The organism is Methylocella silvestris BL2, from assembly GCF_000021745.1.
Taxonomy (GTDB): domain Bacteria; phylum Pseudomonadota; class Alphaproteobacteria; order Rhizobiales; family Beijerinckiaceae; genus Methylocapsa; species Methylocapsa silvestris.
Map to the genome: position 1 here is coordinate 3,843,103 of NC_011666.1, position 16,587 is coordinate 3,859,689.

15 protein-coding genes are annotated in these 16,587 nt (G+C 63.4%); 6 read left to right on the forward strand and 9 right to left on the reverse strand.

Features of this window, described 5'->3' with window-relative positions; genetic code table 11:
• Positions 1–24 precede the first annotated feature (24 nt).
• The 3 genes from ligA to MSIL_RS17765 all read left to right on the forward strand — a co-directional run bounded on the left by ligA (position 25) and on the right by MSIL_RS17765 (position 5,097).
• On the forward strand, positions 25–2,127 hold the full coding sequence (gene ligA, locus MSIL_RS17755) for an NAD-dependent DNA ligase LigA (RefSeq protein WP_012592457.1): 2,103 nt from the start codon (positions 25–27) through the stop codon (positions 2,125–2,127).
• Positions 2,128–2,284: 157 nt separating this feature from the next.
• Positions 2,285–3,304: an amidohydrolase family protein gene (locus MSIL_RS17760; RefSeq protein ID WP_012592458.1), complete on the forward strand. Its 1,020-nt coding sequence runs from the start codon at positions 2,285–2,287 to the stop codon at positions 3,302–3,304.
• Positions 3,301–5,097 carry a sulfatase family protein gene (locus MSIL_RS17765; protein ID WP_012592459.1) on the forward strand — a complete coding sequence of 599 codons (1,797 nt, stop codon included), beginning with the start codon at positions 3,301–3,303 and terminating at the stop codon, positions 5,095–5,097. Before MSIL_RS17760 ends, MSIL_RS17765 begins: the two co-directional genes overlap by 4 nt.
• 132 nt (positions 5,098–5,229) lie before the next feature.
• Here MSIL_RS17765 and MSIL_RS17770 read toward each other — a convergent pair whose 3' ends face one another.
• From MSIL_RS17770 to ccmA, 7 genes are all read right to left on the reverse strand, one after another.
• Positions 5,230–5,619 carry a PRC-barrel domain-containing protein gene (locus tag MSIL_RS17770; protein ID WP_012592460.1) on the reverse strand — a complete coding sequence of 130 codons (390 nt, stop codon included), beginning with the start codon at positions 5,617–5,619 and terminating at the stop codon, positions 5,230–5,232.
• Between the two features lie 192 nt (positions 5,620–5,811).
• The gene (locus MSIL_RS17775) at positions 5,812–6,408 is read right to left on the reverse strand and encodes a DsbE family thiol:disulfide interchange protein (protein WP_012592461.1); all 597 of its coding nucleotides are present in this window, start codon (positions 6,406–6,408) and stop codon (positions 5,812–5,814) included.
• Positions 6,405–6,575 carry a heme exporter protein CcmD gene (ccmD, locus tag MSIL_RS17780; RefSeq protein WP_012592462.1) on the reverse strand — a complete coding sequence of 57 codons (171 nt, stop codon included), beginning with the start codon at positions 6,573–6,575 and terminating at the stop codon, positions 6,405–6,407. Before ccmD ends, MSIL_RS17775 begins: the two co-directional genes overlap by 4 nt.
• A complete protein-coding gene (locus MSIL_RS17785) occupies positions 6,572–7,336 on the reverse strand; it encodes a heme ABC transporter permease (RefSeq protein ID WP_012592463.1) in 765 nt (254 codons plus the stop codon). The genes ccmD and MSIL_RS17785 overlap by 4 nt, the downstream gene beginning before the upstream one ends.
• Positions 7,337–7,806: 470 nt before the next feature.
• On the reverse strand, positions 7,807–8,463 hold the full coding sequence (locus MSIL_RS22215) for a hypothetical protein (protein WP_012592464.1): 657 nt from the start codon (positions 8,461–8,463) through the stop codon (positions 7,807–7,809).
• Positions 8,464–8,597: 134 nt separating this feature from the next.
• Positions 8,598–9,317 carry a heme exporter protein CcmB gene (ccmB, locus tag MSIL_RS17800; RefSeq protein ID WP_012592465.1) on the reverse strand — a complete coding sequence of 240 codons (720 nt, stop codon included), beginning with the start codon at positions 9,315–9,317 and terminating at the stop codon, positions 8,598–8,600.
• On the reverse strand, positions 9,314–9,919 hold the full coding sequence (gene ccmA, locus MSIL_RS17805; protein WP_041369462.1) for a heme ABC exporter ATP-binding protein CcmA: 606 nt from the start codon (positions 9,917–9,919) through the stop codon (positions 9,314–9,316). The genes ccmB and ccmA overlap by 4 nt, the downstream gene beginning before the upstream one ends.
• 138 nt (positions 9,920–10,057) lie before the next feature.
• Here ccmA and acnA point away from each other — a divergent pair, with 138 nt between their 5' ends.
• From acnA to MSIL_RS17825, 3 genes are all read left to right on the forward strand, one after another.
• Positions 10,058–12,784 carry an aconitate hydratase AcnA gene (gene acnA, locus MSIL_RS17810; protein WP_041369464.1) on the forward strand — a complete coding sequence of 909 codons (2,727 nt, stop codon included), beginning with the start codon at positions 10,058–10,060 and terminating at the stop codon, positions 12,782–12,784.
• 277 nt (positions 12,785–13,061) lie between these two features.
• Positions 13,062–14,174, forward strand: coding sequence for a 3-isopropylmalate dehydrogenase (gene leuB, locus MSIL_RS17820; protein WP_012592468.1), 1,113 nt, complete (start codon positions 13,062–13,064; stop codon positions 14,172–14,174).
• Positions 14,175–14,431: 257 nt separating this feature from the next.
• Entirely contained in the window at positions 14,432–15,001 is a 570-nt protein-coding gene (locus tag MSIL_RS17825) for a cytochrome P460 family protein (protein WP_012592469.1), read from the forward strand.
• A 184-nt stretch (positions 15,002–15,185) separates the two neighbouring features.
• On the opposite strand, the gene MSIL_RS17830 is transcribed toward MSIL_RS17825, so the two are convergent.
• A complete protein-coding gene (locus MSIL_RS17830; RefSeq protein ID WP_012592470.1) occupies positions 15,186–15,542 on the reverse strand; it encodes a hypothetical protein in 357 nt (118 codons plus the stop codon).
• Between the two features lie 49 nt (positions 15,543–15,591).
• Entirely contained in the window at positions 15,592–16,452 is an 861-nt protein-coding gene (locus MSIL_RS17835) for a hypothetical protein (protein WP_012592471.1), read from the reverse strand.
• Between the last annotated feature and the right edge of the window lie 135 nt (positions 16,453–16,587).

Sequence of the window (16,587 nt, forward strand, 5' to 3'; positions counted from 1 at the left end):
GCGCGCCATGCTAATTCTGGCGAGATGAGCGCAAAACCTATTGACGCGATGACGCTTGCGCAGGCGCGCCGCGAACATTCGCGGCTCGGCGCCGAGATCGCCGCGCATGATGCGCGCTATTATCGCGAGGACGCGCCGACGGTTTCCGACGCGGAATATGATCGGCTGCGCCGCCGCTACGGCGAACTGGAGAGCGCCTTTCCCGAACTCGCGAGCCCGGATTCGCTCACCAAAAAAGTCGGCGCCGCGCCATCGGAAAAATTCGCGAAAATCCGCCACAGGATTCCGATGCTCTCGCTCGGCAATGTGTTCAGCGAGGCGGAAGTCGAGGATTTTGTCGCGCGGGTCCGGCGCTTTCTTGGCCTCCCCACCGAGGCGTCGCTGGCGATCACCGCCGAGCCGAAAATCGACGGGCTTTCCTGCTCGCTGCGCTTCGAGAACGGCGAATTTGTCCAGGCGGCGACGCGCGGCGACGGTTTTGAGGGCGAGGACGTCACCGCCAATGTGCGGACCATCGCGGAGATCCCCGCGCGTCTCAAGGGGGAGCCGCCCGAAGTCCTCGAAGTGCGCGGCGAAGTCTATATGACCCACGCTGATTTCGCCGCGATGAATGTTCGCCAGCAGGAGGCGGGCAAGCCGCTGTTCGCCAATCCGCGCAACGCCGCGGCCGGCTCGCTGCGCCAGCTCGATCCAAATATCACCGCCGGCCGGCCGCTGCATTTCTTCGCCTATGCCTGGGGCGAGATTTTGCCCGCGCCGCCGGCCGGCACGCAAATGGGCATGGTCGCCGCGTTCAAATCCTACGGGCTCCCGGTCAATCCGCTGATGGTCCTTTGCCATTCGGCGGAAGAACTCATCGCGAAATACCGCTCGATCGAGGAGAAGCGCGCCGCGCTCGGCTATGACATCGACGGCGTGGTGTACAAGGTTGATTCTCTTGTGCTTCAGGAGCGGCTTGGCTTTGTTTCGCGCTCGCCGCGCTGGGCCGTGGCGCATAAATTTCCGGCCGAACAGGCGACGACGGTTTTGCGCGATATCGAAATCCAGGTCGGCCGCACCGGCGCGCTGACGCCCGTGGCGCGGCTCGATCCCGTGACCGTCGGCGGCGTCACCGTCGCCAACGCCACGCTGCACAATGAGGACGAGATCGCGCGCAAGGACGTCCGCATCGGCGACACGGTCAGGATCCAGCGCGCGGGCGACGTCATTCCGCAGGTGCTGGGCGTCGTTCTGAACAAACGCCCGGCCGAGGCGAAGCCTTATGTGTTTCCGGATCATTGTCCGATCTGCGGCTCGGCCGCGATCCGCGAGATCGACGAAAAAACCGGCGTCGCCGATGTCGTGCGCCGCTGCACCGGCGGCCTCATTTGCCCGGCGCAGGCGATCGAGCGACTGAAACACTTCGCCTCGCGCAATGCGCTCGATATCGAAGGGCTGGGCGACAAGCAGATCGAGCAGTTTTATCATGACGGGCTGATCACGAAGCCCGCGGATATTTTTACGCTCGAAGCGCGCGACAAAGCCGCGCTGAAAAAGCTGAAGGACCGCGAGGGCTATGGCGAAACCTCGACCCGCAATCTGTTTCGGGCGATCGAACAGCGCCGCGCGCCGGCCTTGAACCGCTTTATCTATGCGCTTGGAATCCGCCATGTCGGCGAAACCAATGCGCGCCGGCTCGCCCGCCATTTCGGCTCCTTTTCGGCGCTGCGGGAGACTGGCCGCGCCGCGGCGCCCGGCTCGGAGGCGCGCGCCGAGATCAATAATATCGAGGGGGTAGGGGAAGTCGTCGCCGAGGCGGTCGCCGATTTTTTTGCCGAGCCGCACAACGAGGAGGCGCTCGATGCGCTGCTCGCCCATGTGAACCCGCAGCCGATGGAGGAGATCGTCTCGGATACTCCCGTCGCCGGCAAGACCGTGGTGTTTACCGGCGCGCTGGAGCGCATGACGCGCGACGAGGCCAAGGCCATGGCCGAGCGTTTAGGCGCCAAGGTGGCGGCCTCGGTGTCGAAGAAGACCGACCTCGTGATCGCCGGGCCGGGGGCGGGGTCAAAACTCGCCAAGGCGGCGGAGCTCGGGGTGGAGACGATCAGCGAAGAGGACTGGCTGAAGCTGGTGGGGCGGGCATAGTCCGCCGCGCCTGATCGAGAGCTTGGCGCGGGCTGCGCAACCCATTTGGGAAAAGCCGCGCCGGCGCACGCCGGTTCGCGATTGTCTCGACAACTTGCGTCAGCGGCCTATCATCGCAGCCGAAATCTTCCCCACTCTCGGCGGCCACCCCCATCCCATGATCGGAAAAATTGCACTCGAGGAGCACTTCGTGTCGGAAGACGCGAAGGCCTATTTGCCGGCGCTCGGGGTGAGGCCCGAAGTCCAGAAAAGGATCGACGACGGTCTCGTCGACGTCGAGCAATATCGGTTGCCGGACATGGACGCGCATGGCGTCGAAATGCAGCTGGTGTCATTGACTGCGGACGGCGTCCAGATAGAGCCCGATCGCGACAAGGCCGCCATGATCGCCAGCCGCGCCAATGATGAGCTCGCGGAGCGCTTTGTCGCCAGACATCCGACGCGCTTCGCTGGCTTTGCCGCCGTCGCGCTTCAAGATCCGAAAGCCGCGGCGGATGAACTCGAGCGCGCGGTCAAGCAGCTGGGATTTGTCGGCGCGCTTGCGAATGGCTTCAGCAATATCGGCGATCTCGATACCGGCGAATATTACGATCTGCGCAAGTTTCTGCCGTTCTGGGAGCGCGTCGCTGATCTCGGCGTTCCATTCTACCTGCACCCGCGCGGCCCTCTCGACTCGCAGCAGATGATCTATGACGGCCACAAGGAGCTTCTTGGCCCCGCTTGGGCCTTTGGGGTCGAAACAGCGACCCATGCGCTGCGGCTGATCACAAGCGGGCTGTTCGACCGCTTTCCCAAGCTGACAATCGTCATTGGCCATCTTGGCGAGGGCCTTATTCCCATGATGTGGCGCTTTCAGAACCGCTTCGACTACGCTTCATTCGGCAGGAGGCTGCAAAAGCCGGTCGCGCAATATCTCAAGGATAATTTCTACATCACCACCAGCGGCAATTTTCATACGCCGACCTTGTTGAACGTCATCGCCGAAATAGGCGCGGATCGCGTGATGTTTGCGATCGACTATCCCTATGAGCGGACGGAGCAGGCGGTTGAATGGTTCGACCATTGCGCCATCAGCGAAGAAGATCGCCAGAAAATTGGACGGTTGAATGCGCAGCGGCTATTCAAACTAAGTCCAGCCCACGAGCAAGAAGGTCAGCTTCACTGGAGGTCCGCGTGACAGAGAAGCCCGACCGCGGCCGCAATCTGTCGCGGCGCGCTGTCGTCGCTTCCGGGGCCGGCCTTCTCGGCGCCAATCTTCTGCCCGGCGCCGCCATGGCTGACGCGTCGACGGGCGAGGCGGCTGGCTCCTCTCCCATCGCGCCGGATTCGCCCCCGGGCGGCTATAATATCCTGTTCATATTGGTCGATCAGGAGCATTTCTTCGAGGATTGGCCGATGCCCGTCCCCGGCCGCGAGTGGATCAAGACGAACGGGGTCACCTTCGTCAATCATCAGGCGGCGTCCTGCGTCTGCTCGCCGGCGAGGTCGACGATCTATACCGGGCTGCACATTCAGCACACGGGCATTTTCGACAACGCAAATTCCCTGTGGCAGGCCGACATGTCGATGGCGGTGAAGACCATCGGCCACCGCATGACCGAACTTGGATATTACGCTGCTTATCAGGGCAAATGGCATCTCAGCGTCAACCTCGATCAGGCCAAGCACGCAATCGATGCGCCCTTCAGCAAATACAGGCAGATCATCGAGAGCTACGGTTTTAAGGATTTCTTTGGCGTCGGAGATATCAACGACACGACGCTCGGCGGCTATAATTTCGACGACACCACCTCGGCTTTCGTCACGCGCTGGCTGCGCACCAAGGGCGAAGAGCTGAGGGAGGCGGGCAAGCCCTGGTATCTTGCGGTCAATTTCGTCAATCCGCATGACGTCATGTATGTCAATTCGGATCTCCCCGGCGAAACCGTTCAGGGCAAGGACACGGCCATGGCGATCGCCCGGCCGCCCGCCAGCGCAATCTATCAGGCCGAGTGGGATACGCCCTTGCCAGCCACGAGAAGCCAGGCGTTTGATGCGCCGGGGCGCCCGAGCGCGCAGAAAATCTATCAGGACGTCCAGGACGTTCTGGTCGGCGCATGGCCGGACGAAGACCGCCGCTGGAGGCTGCTGCGAAACTATTATTACAACTGCATCCGCGACTGCGACCAGCAAGTAGTCCGCGTGCTGGATTCGCTCAAAGCCAATGGCATGGACAAGAACACAATCATCGTGTTCACCGCGGATCATGGCGAACTCGGCGGCAATCATCAAATGCGCGGCAAGGGCAATTCCGCCTACAGGCAACAGAACCATTTGCCATTGATGATCGTCCACCCCGCTTATCCGGGCGGACGAATCTGCAAGGCGGTGACGTCGCAGATCGATTTGACGCCGACGCTGATGGCTTTGACCGGCGCCGGCGCGCCGAGCCTAAAGGCAGCCGGGGCGGATCTGGTCGGCCGCGATTTCTCGAGGTTGTTGGCTGCTCCGGAGAAGGCGAGTTTTGACTCCCTGCGGCCGGGTTCATTGTACAATTACAACATGCTGTCGTTTCAGGATGCGAAATGGGCCAAGAGGATGGACGAGTTTTTGAAGCACTCGGACATGCCGCTCGCACAGAAAATCGCGATTCTGCTGAAAGAGGAGCCGGATTTCCACAATCGCTGCGCGATCCGCAGCGTCTTCGACGGGCGCTACCGCTTCAGCCGCTATTTCTCGCCATTGGCGTTCAACACGCCGGCGAGTTTTGAGGAGCTTTTGGCCCAGAACGACCTCGAACTCTACGATCTTCAGGAGGACGAAGACGAGGTTACTAATCTGGCGGCGAAGCCGAAGGCCAATGCGGAGTTGATCATGGCGATGAATGAAAAGCTCAACGCCCGAATCGCGCAAGAAGTGGGCGCGGACGACGGCGCCTTCTTGCCCTTGCGGGACAGCAAGTGGCGCTTTCCGAGCGCCAGCGAGCGGTAGCGCGGTCACACCGGCCTTAGGCCGGCGCGGTCAAGGGTGTAGCGGACTTGCTAAAGCGGGTCAGGCGCAGCGAAGGGCGGTCCGCGCGCCGCGCGGACCGCTTCGATTGCAGAGCCCGATATGGGCTATAGGCTACATGATCGCCTGTCCCGACCCATAGTAATCGTCAACCCGCTTTCCGTAGCCGGTCGACCAGTCGGGCGACTCATTCGCCGAAAAGGCCGGGCCTTCCTTCAGACGCTCTGGGGCGACATTGATGACGTAGCCGCCCATTTGTTCGTCGTAATGAAGAACATTCCAGGGAAGGGGATGATACTCTTCGCCGATGCCAAGGAAACCGCCAAAGGACATGACGGCGTAGGCCACCCTTCCGGATTGTTTGTCGATCATGACGTCATGGATCGAGCCCAGAGAGTCGCCGGCTGAATTATAGACATGGGTGCCGTTGACTTTGCTGGCTGCGATCAGACTGGCCGTTTCCGAGTCGGCGAGATCGGTCCGCGGCGTGTCAAACTGTCCCATAATGCCTCCATCTTGTTGGTTGTTAGATGGAACGCGAACGGGCGCGCGACGAAATCGTTCGCGCCGCGCTCTAGCGTGTTCGGAAGTTTTTTTGGCGGGTGAACCACGCCACTGGGCTGCTGGTCTTTGCGGCTTTCAGCGCATGGGAATTTACAGTCTGCGCTTGCGCTGACAATGCTCCAGGCGGGCAGCTTAACGCCCGGCCTTCTCGATCTCTGGTAGCAGAGTCTTGGCGACATCCTCGTCGGAAAGCGGGCCGACAAACCGATAGGCCACGGTTCCGTCGCCCTTGATCACGAAGGTTTCCGGAACGCCATAGACGCCGAGGTCGATCGCCGCGCGGCCTTTCTCGTCGGCGCCGATGGTCGCGTAAGGATTGCCGAGCTTGCCGAGAAACGTCCGGACATTGTCCGGCGCGTCCTTATAGGCGAGGCCGACGAGGCGCACGCCCTGATCCTTCAGCGCCGCATTGTCGGCGATGCGCGTAAGCACCGGATGCTCCTCGCGGCAGGGGACGCACCAGGAGGCGAACACATTGAGGACGGTGACATGTCCCTGCCGCAGATCGGCGTCGGTAAAGCCGTCGGCGCGGGGCAGGCCCTCGACTCCGGGCAGAGCGAAGGCCGGAACCTGGCGGCCGACCAGGGCCGAGGGCAGGCGCGAGGCGTCGCCCGCAAACAGCCGCAGCAGAAACAGCCCGGCGAGCGCGGCAAACAAAAGCAGCGGCAGGAACACCAGCCATGAACGCCGTTTTCTGGGCGCGACCGCGGGATGATCGGTCGAAGTCATCGCGCCGGACGCTCAGGATCGTCCGCGCTCGCGCGCTGCGGAAAGCGCGCCAGAGCCCGCCTCAAGCTGGAATAATCAAGCAGGATGGACAGGATCATCGCGCCGATGACGACAAAGCCGAGGGCGTAGGCCGCGACGACGTAGAGGAAATGCGGGTCCTGCGTCATTGCGCCGTCCCGAGCGAGGCGGGCGCGGAAAATTCGCCGCGATCGGCGTCCGCCGTCTGGATGGACAGCCGCCGCAGGCGCCGGCGCAAGATTTCATTGCGGATCGCCATGACATGCAGGGTCACGAACAGCAGGGTAAAGGCCAGCGCCATCACGAGCAGCGGCCAGAGCATCGAGCCCGCGATCGCCGGGCCGCCGATGCGGAAGACCGAAGCTGGCTGATGCAGCGTGTTCCACCAATCCACCGAGAATTTGATGATCGGAATATTGACAGCGCCGACAAGCGTGAAAATCGCCGCCGCCCGCGCCGCCTTGCCGGGGTCCTCGATCGTGCGCCAGAGCGCGACAAGAGCCAGATAAATCAGAAAAAGCACCAGCACGGAGGTCAGCCGGGCGTCCCAGACCCACCAGGCGCCCCACATCGGCTTGCCCCACAGCGAGCCGGTGACGAGGCAGAGAAAAGTGAAGCCCGCGCCGAGCGGCGCGGCGGCCTTTTGCGCGGCGTCGGCGAGCGGATGGCGCCAGACGAGACTGCCAAGCGCCGCCGACGTCATCGTCACATAGATGAACATCGACAGCCACGCGGCGGGCACGTGCAGATACATAATGCGGACGGTCTCGCCCTGCTGATAATCCGGCGGCGCGACAAACCATGCGAGGTAAAGACCGACGGCCAAGAGCGCGCCGGTCAGCGTCGCGAGGATCGGCGTCGCCACGCGGGCCGCCGCCAGGAAATTCGTCGGATTGGCGTAGTTCCGCATGTTTTTCCATCGCGCTGCCGCGATCCGGGCCCTTGTTTTGCCGGACGATCGCGAGAAACTCTCTATTCCGCCCTCTCTTGAAACGCAATTGCCGACCGTTGGCGCGGCTTTGCCTGCGCCTCTCGCCTCGATCGTCGCAGGCGTCCAAAGCGCTCGCCTTGAGCCAAGCTTTGGATTGGCTGCGGCTCATTTAATATCCAGATCTTTATAAGGAGCGGAAGTTCATGGAAGATCGCGGCGGATCCATCACGCTAGAGTCCTCTCCGTCGCATCGCTTTGCGACAACGAGGATTTGAGGCGGCTCGACGGAGGCGTCAGGAATGAGGGCTCCTGCGCGTCAACGTTGACCGCCTCAAATTCTCAACTTTGCCCGCCATCGAGCAGGCCGGCTAGTTTCAGCCTCCTCAAAGCATCGACGCCAAGAGCCAAGGGAAGCGGGCCGACAGCGATCAACGAATTGCAATGACCGTCTAGCGGCGCCCGCCGAAGCCGCCGGCCCCGCCGCGTCCCGCCCCGCCGCCGAATCCGCCAGCGCTCCGACCGTCGTCGAAGCCGCCTTCGGCGTGGCGTTCGCCGCCCGCGGCGCCGGCGCCAGAGGCCGCCCCGCCAGCAGCGGCGGCTCCGCTCCAAGTTCCGCCGGCCGCCGCGGCGCCAGAACTCCACCCTTCGCCGCCCGGACCGGAATAATAGCCGCCGCCCGTTGCGGCCGCGCCGCCGCCATAGGCCGCGCCGCCTGAGCCGCCATAAGAGGCGCCTGCGCCCCCGGCGGCGGTCCCGCCGAGGATGGCGTCCGCGCCGATAATGCTCGCGGCTGTCTCCTCGCCAGCCTGCCAGGCGTCGCGACTCCATCCGCTGCCATGCCAGGCGCCGCCGGCGGCCGCTCCGGCGCCATGCCAAGCGCCGCCTTCGGCGCCGCCCGCGTGATATTCGCCGCCTTTGGCGTCAGCGGCGCCGCCGTTGAAGCCGCCGCGGTCAGCGCCGCCGACGCCGCCTTCGCCGCCAACTCCGCCCGCGCCGCCCCTGCCGCCGCCGCGAAAGCCGCCCTCGAAGGCTCCCGCGGACGTCGCCGCGCCGAGCAAAAGCGCGAGGGTCAATATGGCTGCGCCGGCGACGAGACTGCGATTCATGGCTGGAACCCTCAAGACAGAGCAAATTGGAGCAAGGTGCTCTGGATTGATGCGCTCGAGGCCTGAAAGCTCTGCAAAATCAATGCATAAAATTGCAAATGAGTGGATGATTGCTTCGCGGCGCCGGCGCGGCTCTATTCGCTCATCTGGCGCAACGCCGCCGCGGCGGCGATCGGCGCCCCGACCAGCGCGAGGAGACTGATCGCGGCGAGAATCAAGAATGGCGGCGCGGCCGGCGCGGGAGAGACCGCCGCTCCAGCCGCCGCGGCGGCGACGCCGAAAATGAGCGCCGGCGTGCAGAAGGGCAAAATCAGCACGGGCAGAAGAAGGCCGCCGCGGCGCAGGCTGACCGTCAGCGCCGCGCCGATCGCGCCGATCAGCGTCAGCGCCGGGGTGCCGATCATCAGCGAGAGGGTGACGCTCCACAGCTGACCCGCCGGCATCGCCAGCATCAAGCCGAAGAAAGGCGCCGCGGCGACCAGCGGCAGGCCGGTGACGAGCCAATGGGCGAGGCATTTGACGAGGACGATCAGTTCGAGCGGCGCCTTGCTCATCAAGAGAAGATCGAGCGAGCCGTCGTCGTGATCGGATTGGAACAGCCTGTCGAGGCCGAGCAGGGTGGCGAGCAGGGCGGCGATCCACAGCATGGCCGGCGCGATGCGGCCGAGCAAAGCGAGATCGGGGCCGACCGCGAAGGGCGTCAGCACGACGAGCATCAGGAAGAAGACGACGCCAAGACTTCCGCCGCCGCCGATGCGCCGGCTGATTCGCAATTCGCGCATAAAAAGCGCGCGCAGCGGCGAGCGCCGCGCGGCTTCACCGTCGGCCGCGGGGTTGGCCGCGCCGGCGCTCAAGCGGCTGCCCCAAGCTGCAGTTCGCGCGCCGGCAGATCGAGGCGCGCATGGGTCGAGGCGACGACAAGTCCGCCGGCCGCCAGATGCGCGCCGATGACCGACAGGATCAGCGCTTGCGAGGCTGTATCGAGCGCCGTCGTCGGCTCGTCGAGAAGCCAGATCGGCCGGCGCGCGACAAGCAGCTTGGCGAGGGCGGCGCGGCGTTTTTGACCGGCCGAAAGATAGGCCGCCGGAAGATCGGCGACATGGCGGAGGCCAAAGGAGTCCAGCGCCGCATAGGGCTCAAGGCCGCCGCGCCCGAGGTCGAGCAGGGCGGCGAAAAATTCAAGATTCTCGGCGGCGGTGAGCGAATTTTTCAGGGCGTCGGCGTGGCCGATGTAATGCGTCTGTTCGGCGATGCTGTCTTCGGACGAAGGGCTCAACGCAAGCGCGCCCGACGCCAGCGGCAGGAGGCCGGCGAGCGCGCGCAACAGCGTCGATTTGCCGGCGCCGTTGCGGCCGGTCACGATCAGCATTTCGCCGGAGTCGACGGCGAAATCGAGATTGCGAAGGATGGTGCGGCCGCCGCGTTCGATCGTTAGGCGCGATGCCGAAAGCCGCATCATAAAGCGTCCTCATATTGCCCAAATTGCTTAGGCGAACTGTCTAGCATCCGCATGGCTCTCAGCGTACATATCCCCTATAAGCCCTCCGGCTTTTTCCTTTTCCTGTTCTCGTCCGACTTGCGGAGAAAAATGCTCATGGCCTCGCTCGACAGTTTCAAATGCCGCAAGAAACTCACCGTCGGCCGCAAGACCTATCATTATTATTCCCTGAAGGCCGCCGAGAAGAATGGGCTTGCCGGAATCTCGCAGTTGCCCTTCTCGATGAAGATCCTGCTTGAGAATCTTTTGCGCTTCGAGGACGGACGCTCTGTCACCAAGGAAGACATCGAAGCGGTCGCGGCCTGGCTCGACAATAAGGGCAAGACGGAGCGCGAGATCGCCTTCCGCCCGACCCGCGTGCTCATGCAGGATTTCACTGGCGTTCCCGCCGTCGTCGACCTCGCCGCCATGCGCGACGCGATGACCAAGCTCGGCGGCGATCCGCAGAAGATCAATCCCCTGGTGCCGGTCGATCTCGTCATCGACCATTCCGTCATCGTCGACGTCGCCGGCAGCAGCAAGGCGCTCAAGGCCAATGTTGATCTCGAATATTCCCGCAACGGCGAGCGCTACCGTTTTCTGAAATGGGGCCAGAGCTCGTTCGATAATTTCCGCGTCGTGCCGCCGGGCACCGGCATCTGCCATCAGGTCAATCTCGAATATCTCGCTCAGACGGTCTGGACGCGGAAGGAAAAATACAAGCCCGCGCGCGGCAAGGCCGAGACGGTCGAGGTCGCCTATCCCGATTCGCTGGTCGGCACCGATTCGCACACCACAATGGTCAACGGCCTGTCGGTGCTCGGCTGGGGCGTCGGCGGCATCGAGGCCGAGGCCTGCATGCTCGGCCAGCCGCTCTCCATGCTGCTGCCGGAAGTTATCGGCTTCAAGGTGGTCGGGGAGCTCGACGAAGGCGTGACGGCGACCGATCTCGTCCTCACCGTGACGCAGATGCTGCGTCAGAAAGGCGTCGTCGGTAAATTCGTCGAATTCTACGGCTCCGGCCTCAACCACCTTTCGCTCGCGGACCGCGCGACGATCGCCAATATGGGCCCGGAGTACGGCGCGACCTGCGGCTTCTTCCCGGTCGATTCGGAAACGCTCGCCTATCTCACCACCTCGGCCCGGACCCCCGCCCGGGTGGCGCTCGTCGAAGCCTATGCGCGGGCGCAGGGTCTCTACCGGACCCGCAACGCGGCCGATCCCGTGTTCACCGATACGCTCGAACTCGATCTGACCACGGTGAAGCCGTCGATGGCCGGGCCGAAGCGGCCGGAAGGCCGCATTGCGCTCGAAAGCGTCGGCGCCGGGTTCAAGACGGCGCTCGAGACCGAATACCGCAAGCCGGGCGAAGCCGATAAACGCTTCAAGGTCGAGGGCAAGGATTTTACGCTCGGCCACGGCGACGTCGTCATCGCCGCCATCACCTCCTGCACGAACACTTCGAACCCCAGCGTCCTGATCGGCGCGGGCCTGCTCGCCCGCAACGCGGTCGAAAAGGGAATCAGCGTCAAGCCCTGGGTCAAGGCCTCTCTTGCGCCCGGGAGCCAGGTCGTCGCCGAATATCTGGCCGCCTCGGGCCTGCAGAAATCGCTCGACAAGCTCGGCTTCAATCTCGTTGGCTTCGGCTGCACGACCTGCATCGGCAATTCGGGTCCGCTCGCGTCCGAGATTTCCAAGACGATCAACGAAAACGGAATCGTCGCGTCGGCGGTCCTGTCCGGCAACCGCAATTTCGAGGGCCGCATCAGCCCCGATGTGCAGGCGAATTATCTCGCCTCGCCGCCGCTCGTCGTCGCCCATGCGCTGGCCGGCACCGTCGCGAAGGATCTGAAGATCGAGCCGCTCGGCCACGACAAGAAGGGCAATCCGGTCTATCTTTCAGACATCTGGCCCTCCGATGAAGAGATCGCCGAAGTCACCGAGCAATATGTGACGCGCAAGGTCTTCAAGGAGCGCTACGCCGACGTGTTCAACGGCGACGTCAATTGGCGCAAGGTGAAGGCGCCGGCGGGCGAAACCTATAAATGGGACATGGGCTCGACCTATGTGCAGAACCCGCCCTATTTCGACGGGCTGACGGCCGAGCCGGAGCCTGTCAAGGAGATCGACGGCGCGCGGATTCTCGCCATCTTCGGCGACAAGATCACAACCGACCATATTTCGCCGGCCGGTTCGATCAAGGCGGCCTCGCCCGCCGGCAGCTATTTGCTCGAACGTCAGGTTTCGGCCGAAAATTTCAACCAATACGGCACGCGGCGCGGCAATCATGAAATCATGATGCGCGGCACCTTCGCCAATATCCGCATCAAGAACTTCATCCGCGAGAAGGACGGCGCGGTGCCGGAAGGCGGCTACACCAAGCATTGGCCGGATGGCGAGGAAATGTCGATCTTCGACGCCTCGATGAAATATCAGGCCGAGGGCGCGCCGCTGGTCATCTTCGCCGGCGCCGAATATGGCAATGGCTCTTCGCGCGACTGGGCGGCCAAGGGCACACGTCTCCTCGGCGTGCGCGCGGTGATCGCCGAATCCTTCGAGCGCATCCATCGCTCGAACCTCGTCGGCATGGGCGTGTTGCCGCTGACCTTCGAGCCCGGCACGTCGTGGAAGAGCCTCAAGCTCAAGGGCGATGAACTCGTCACCATCCACGGCCTCGGCGATTCGCTGCAGCCGCGTCAGATGATGGAGATGGAGATCACCTATCCGGACGGCAAAAAGAAAAAGACGCCTTTGCTGTGTCGGATCGCCACCCTCGACGAGCTCGATTATTTCAAGAATGGCGGCATCCTGCCCTTCGTGCTGCGCCAGCTCGCCGTGGCGTGACGCGTCAGCCTTCGGGCCGGCGTGAGAGTCAAAAAGTTGGACCGACGCGCCTTCGGACGCGCCGCGCTTCAAGTCCAATTTTTAAGATCGGAATCGAGCGAAGGATTGTGAATTTGGCGCGCCCCGTCCCGACGATCGATCCGGCGCGGGGCCGCGAAAATTTGCTGACCTTTTGCCCGTTTCAGCGTTAAAGCAGCAATGCGTAGGCTTGCGCCGGAGCCTGGTCGGCCCCGGTTGCGCCGGACGCAAAAAGAAAACAAATCGGGGCCTTAGACCAATGACCACATATAAGCTCCTCGTCCTTCCCGGAGACGGCATCGGCCCCGAGGTGATGGCGGAGGTCGAGAAGATCGCCGCCTTTTTAACCTATGAGGGTCTCGTCAAATTTGAGATCGAGAAAGGTCTGGTCGGCGGCAGCGCCTATGACGTCTATGGCGCGGCGATCAGCGAAGACGATATGGCGCGGGCGCAGGAAGCCGACGCCGTCTTGCTGGCGGCGGTCGGCGGCCCGAAATGGGATCAGGTTCCTTACGAAAATCGGCCGGAGGCGGGGCTCCTGCGCCTGCGCAAGGATATGCAGCTCTTCGCCAATCTTCGCCCCGCGATCTGCTATCCCGCCCTCGCCGACGCCTCCTCGTTGAAGCGGGAAGTGGTCGACGGCCTCGACATTCTGATCGTTCGCGAACTCACCGGCGGCGTCTATTTCGGCGAGCCGAAGCAGATCATCGATCTCGGCAACGGGCAGAAGCGCGCAATCGACACGCAGGTTTACGACACCTACGAGATCGAGCGCATCGGCCGCATCGCCTTCGAGCTTGCGCGCAAGCGGCGCAACAAGGTGACCTCGTCGGAAAAGCGCAATGTCATGAAGTCGGGCGTGCTTTGGCATGAGGTCATCTCGGCGCTGCACACACGCGAATTCCCCGACGTGGAGCTTGAGCATCAGCTCGCGGACGCCCTCGGCATGCAGCTCGTCCGCCGGCCGAAGCAGTTCGACGTCATCGTCACCGACAATCTGTTCGGCGACATGCTGTCGGACGTCGCCGCGATGCTGACGGGCTCGCTCGGCATGCTGCCGTCGGCCTCGCTTGGCGAACGCAACGCGACGACCGGCGCGCGCAAGGCGCTCTATGAGCCGGTGCATGGCTCAGCGCCGGATATTGCGGGGAAGGGAATCGCCAATCCGATCGCGATGATCTCGTCGCTGGTGATGGCGCTGCGCTATTCCTTCAATTTGGAGGATCTTGCCGACCGCATCGACCGCTCGATCGCGGCCGTGCTGGAAAAAGGCTTGCGGACCGGGGACATCGCCGGAGGCGCGCAAAATACGATCTCGACGGCGCAAATGGGCGACGCCATTTTGGAAGAATTGAAGATCGCCGTGCATTAGAACGGGATGATTTTAAGCTTGATCGTGTCCTGAGATTTTTTAACATGGCTTGCGAATTCGTCGTTTTTGAATGCGCGAGCGATTGGCCGAAAGCGGCGCAGATCGGGCGGAAGCGGCGAAATCAAGAGCTCTGCCCGGCGGCGGCCTCGCAGCGGTCGGCTCACCCTAGAATAGTTTTGAGAGCCAAGCCGCCTGTGGTTGCGTGACCGGCTCTGAAAAGTTCTTCAGCTTCGCTCACGCCAGCCGAGGAGACGATCATGCGCCAAAAATCGTCGTTCCGGGCCCAGCGCAGCGTTCTGACTGCGTCCGCGGCAATTTGCGCGGCCATCGCAGCATTGGTCGCCAACCTCGGCGGCGGCGCCGTCGCCGCGCAGGACAAGTACAGCCTGGCAGTCCCGGACGGGCTCGCATTCTCTGAATTCAGGGGATTCGAAGACTGGGCGACTGTCGCCGTGAGTCAGAGCGGCGATCTGATCGAGGCGATCCTCGCCAACCCCGTGATGATTGAGGCCTATCGGGCCGGCGCGCCCGAAAATGGCCAGCCTTTTCCCGACGGCTCCAAACTGGCCAAGATCCATTGGAACGCGAAAAAGAGCGAGGAGGCCCCCTCTCCGACGATTGTGCCGGGCGCGCTGCATGACGTCGATTTCATGGTGCGGGACAGCAAGAGATTTCCGGACATCGGCGGATGGGGATACGCCCAGTTCGACTCTGACCCCGCCTCCGGTTCGTTCACGCCCGTTGGAAGCGGCGCTGATTGCGGCTTCGCGTGCCATACGATCGTGAAGGCGAAGGATTACGTCTTCACGGCCTATGGGAAGCGGTAACCGAGCACCCTGGTTTTTAACTTGCGGCATTGATCCGCAGACGGCGATTTCCCCAGACGGCACAAAAAAAAGCGGCCTCTCCGTAGAGAAGCGCCGCTTTTTTGGCTCATCTGTTCTGCCTGACGCAACAACGCGCCTTCTGTCGAAGGCCAGCTAGTGCTCAGGCCCCTCGGTTCAGCCCGATTTAGTCGATGCGGGGCGAATCGAATTCGAAGATCGGCGTCTGACGGCCGGGCACTTCGAGCGGCGCCGGCAGGATTTCATTGCCGTATTTCGAGCGCTGCGCGACCTGATCCGGCGTGCGGTTGAAGATCGTATTCGCCGTCACATAGTTCGACATGCTGCCGACGGGCACGACCGGGCCGGGATCGAGAAAGCTGCGCTTGTTGACGGTCAGCGGCGGGCGCTCGTCAGCATAGGCGGCAGGAGTCGCCTGACGATGGCGGGTTTTCGTCTCCGCGGACGCCGAACCCGAGAATGCAGCGAGCGTCGCGGCGGCGAGAAAGAGCGAAGCAAATCTGAAAGACGCGCCAATGGCCATGGAAAAACCCTCTATTGCTACGCTTACAACGCAGCCGCTGCGTTTTCGTTCATCGCGCAGATAAAGAAAATCCATGATCCAGCGATTTTCGTAAGACGGGCGCGCCAAATTCCTCGGCTTGGCCGGCGCAGGCAGTGGTCTGGCGCAAATCCCGCTCGGCGAAGGCGGCGGCGAGGCCGGGATCGTCAATCCCCGGCAAGAGCTCGATGGCGTCGATGAGGCAGGCCGCGGTCTCTCCCATGGCTGGCGCGGCGCCGTCGGGCTCCGATGCGGCGCAGGCGAATCCCGCGACGCTAAGCGAGGCCTCCTGCGGCGATGCAGCCTCTCGAATATTGCGGAAGCCGACACATTTCGACGCGCCGCCGCCGCTGCGGCTAAGCGAAGCTTCCGCCGCCTCGAATACCCCGAGCCGCGTCGGAAGGGCGGCGGGCTGCGCCGCGAGGGCGACGCTTCGCCCGGCTTCCGCGGCCATGCGCGCCAGAGCGACGAAGAAAGGCGAAGCGGAGGCGTTCGCCTCGCCTTGTTGGATGAGCGTCAGCCGCGCGATAGGGCCGTCGCCGTTTATGTCGCCAAAGACGAAGATGTCCTGACGGCCGCCGCCAGCCCGGACGCGAATTTCATGCGATGTCGGTTCACGCGCCCCGTCTGGCGCCGCGACCCTGAACATCGCCGGAGCGGCGCGATTGACGACCCAACCGGCCTGCGCGGCGATCCGGGCCTCGCGCGGGCGGGGGCCCTCTTTCTCCTGATCGTAAAAAGCGACGAGACAGCCGAAGGCGATGGCCGCGAGCGCCGCCACGGCGATGAAGCGCGTCCATCCGCGCCCTTTTGCTTGTATTATGGCGCGCCGCCGCTCCCGCGGAGAAAACCCCGTCGCCGCCCCGTCGTCGTCGATAGCTACATGCGCCATATAGAGCTGCCCTTCGCCGCCCCCCGCGGCGGCTTCGGCGCAACTATAGAAGCCGAGGCTTACGCCAAACGTTACGTGTGCCGCCTGTTTGGGAATAGGCTTATCGCGGCCTTTACGATTGGCCCCGGCATTAAC

Coding starts and splice junctions, on each gene's coding strand:
- ligA (WP_012592457.1), top strand. CDS start 25: ATGAGCGCAAAACCTATTGACGCGATGACGCTTGCGCAGGCGCGCCGC.
- MSIL_RS17775 (WP_012592461.1), bottom strand. CDS start 6,408: ATGACTTCGACCGATCATCCCGCGGTCGCGCCCAGAAAACGGCGTTCA.
- MSIL_RS17760 (WP_012592458.1), top strand. CDS start 2,285: ATGATCGGAAAAATTGCACTCGAGGAGCACTTCGTGTCGGAAGACGCG.
- ccmD (WP_012592462.1), bottom strand. CDS start 6,575: ATGACGCAGGACCCGCATTTCCTCTACGTCGTCGCGGCCTACGCCCTC.
- acnA (WP_041369464.1), top strand. CDS start 10,058: ATGGCCTCGCTCGACAGTTTCAAATGCCGCAAGAAACTCACCGTCGGC.
- MSIL_RS17835 (WP_012592471.1), bottom strand. CDS start 16,452: ATGGCGCATGTAGCTATCGACGACGACGGGGCGGCGACGGGGTTTTCT.
- MSIL_RS17825 (WP_012592469.1), top strand. CDS start 14,432: ATGCGCCAAAAATCGTCGTTCCGGGCCCAGCGCAGCGTTCTGACTGCG.
- MSIL_RS22215 (WP_012592464.1), bottom strand. CDS start 8,463: ATGAATCGCAGTCTCGTCGCCGGCGCAGCCATATTGACCCTCGCGCTT.
- MSIL_RS17785 (WP_012592463.1), bottom strand. CDS start 7,336: ATGCGGAACTACGCCAATCCGACGAATTTCCTGGCGGCGGCCCGCGTG.
- MSIL_RS17830 (WP_012592470.1), bottom strand. CDS start 15,542: ATGGCCATTGGCGCGTCTTTCAGATTTGCTTCGCTCTTTCTCGCCGCC.
- leuB (WP_012592468.1), top strand. CDS start 13,062: ATGACCACATATAAGCTCCTCGTCCTTCCCGGAGACGGCATCGGCCCC.
- MSIL_RS17770 (WP_012592460.1), bottom strand. CDS start 5,619: ATGGGACAGTTTGACACGCCGCGGACCGATCTCGCCGACTCGGAAACG.
- ccmA (WP_041369462.1), bottom strand. CDS start 9,919: ATGCGGCTTTCGGCATCGCGCCTAACGATCGAACGCGGCGGCCGCACC.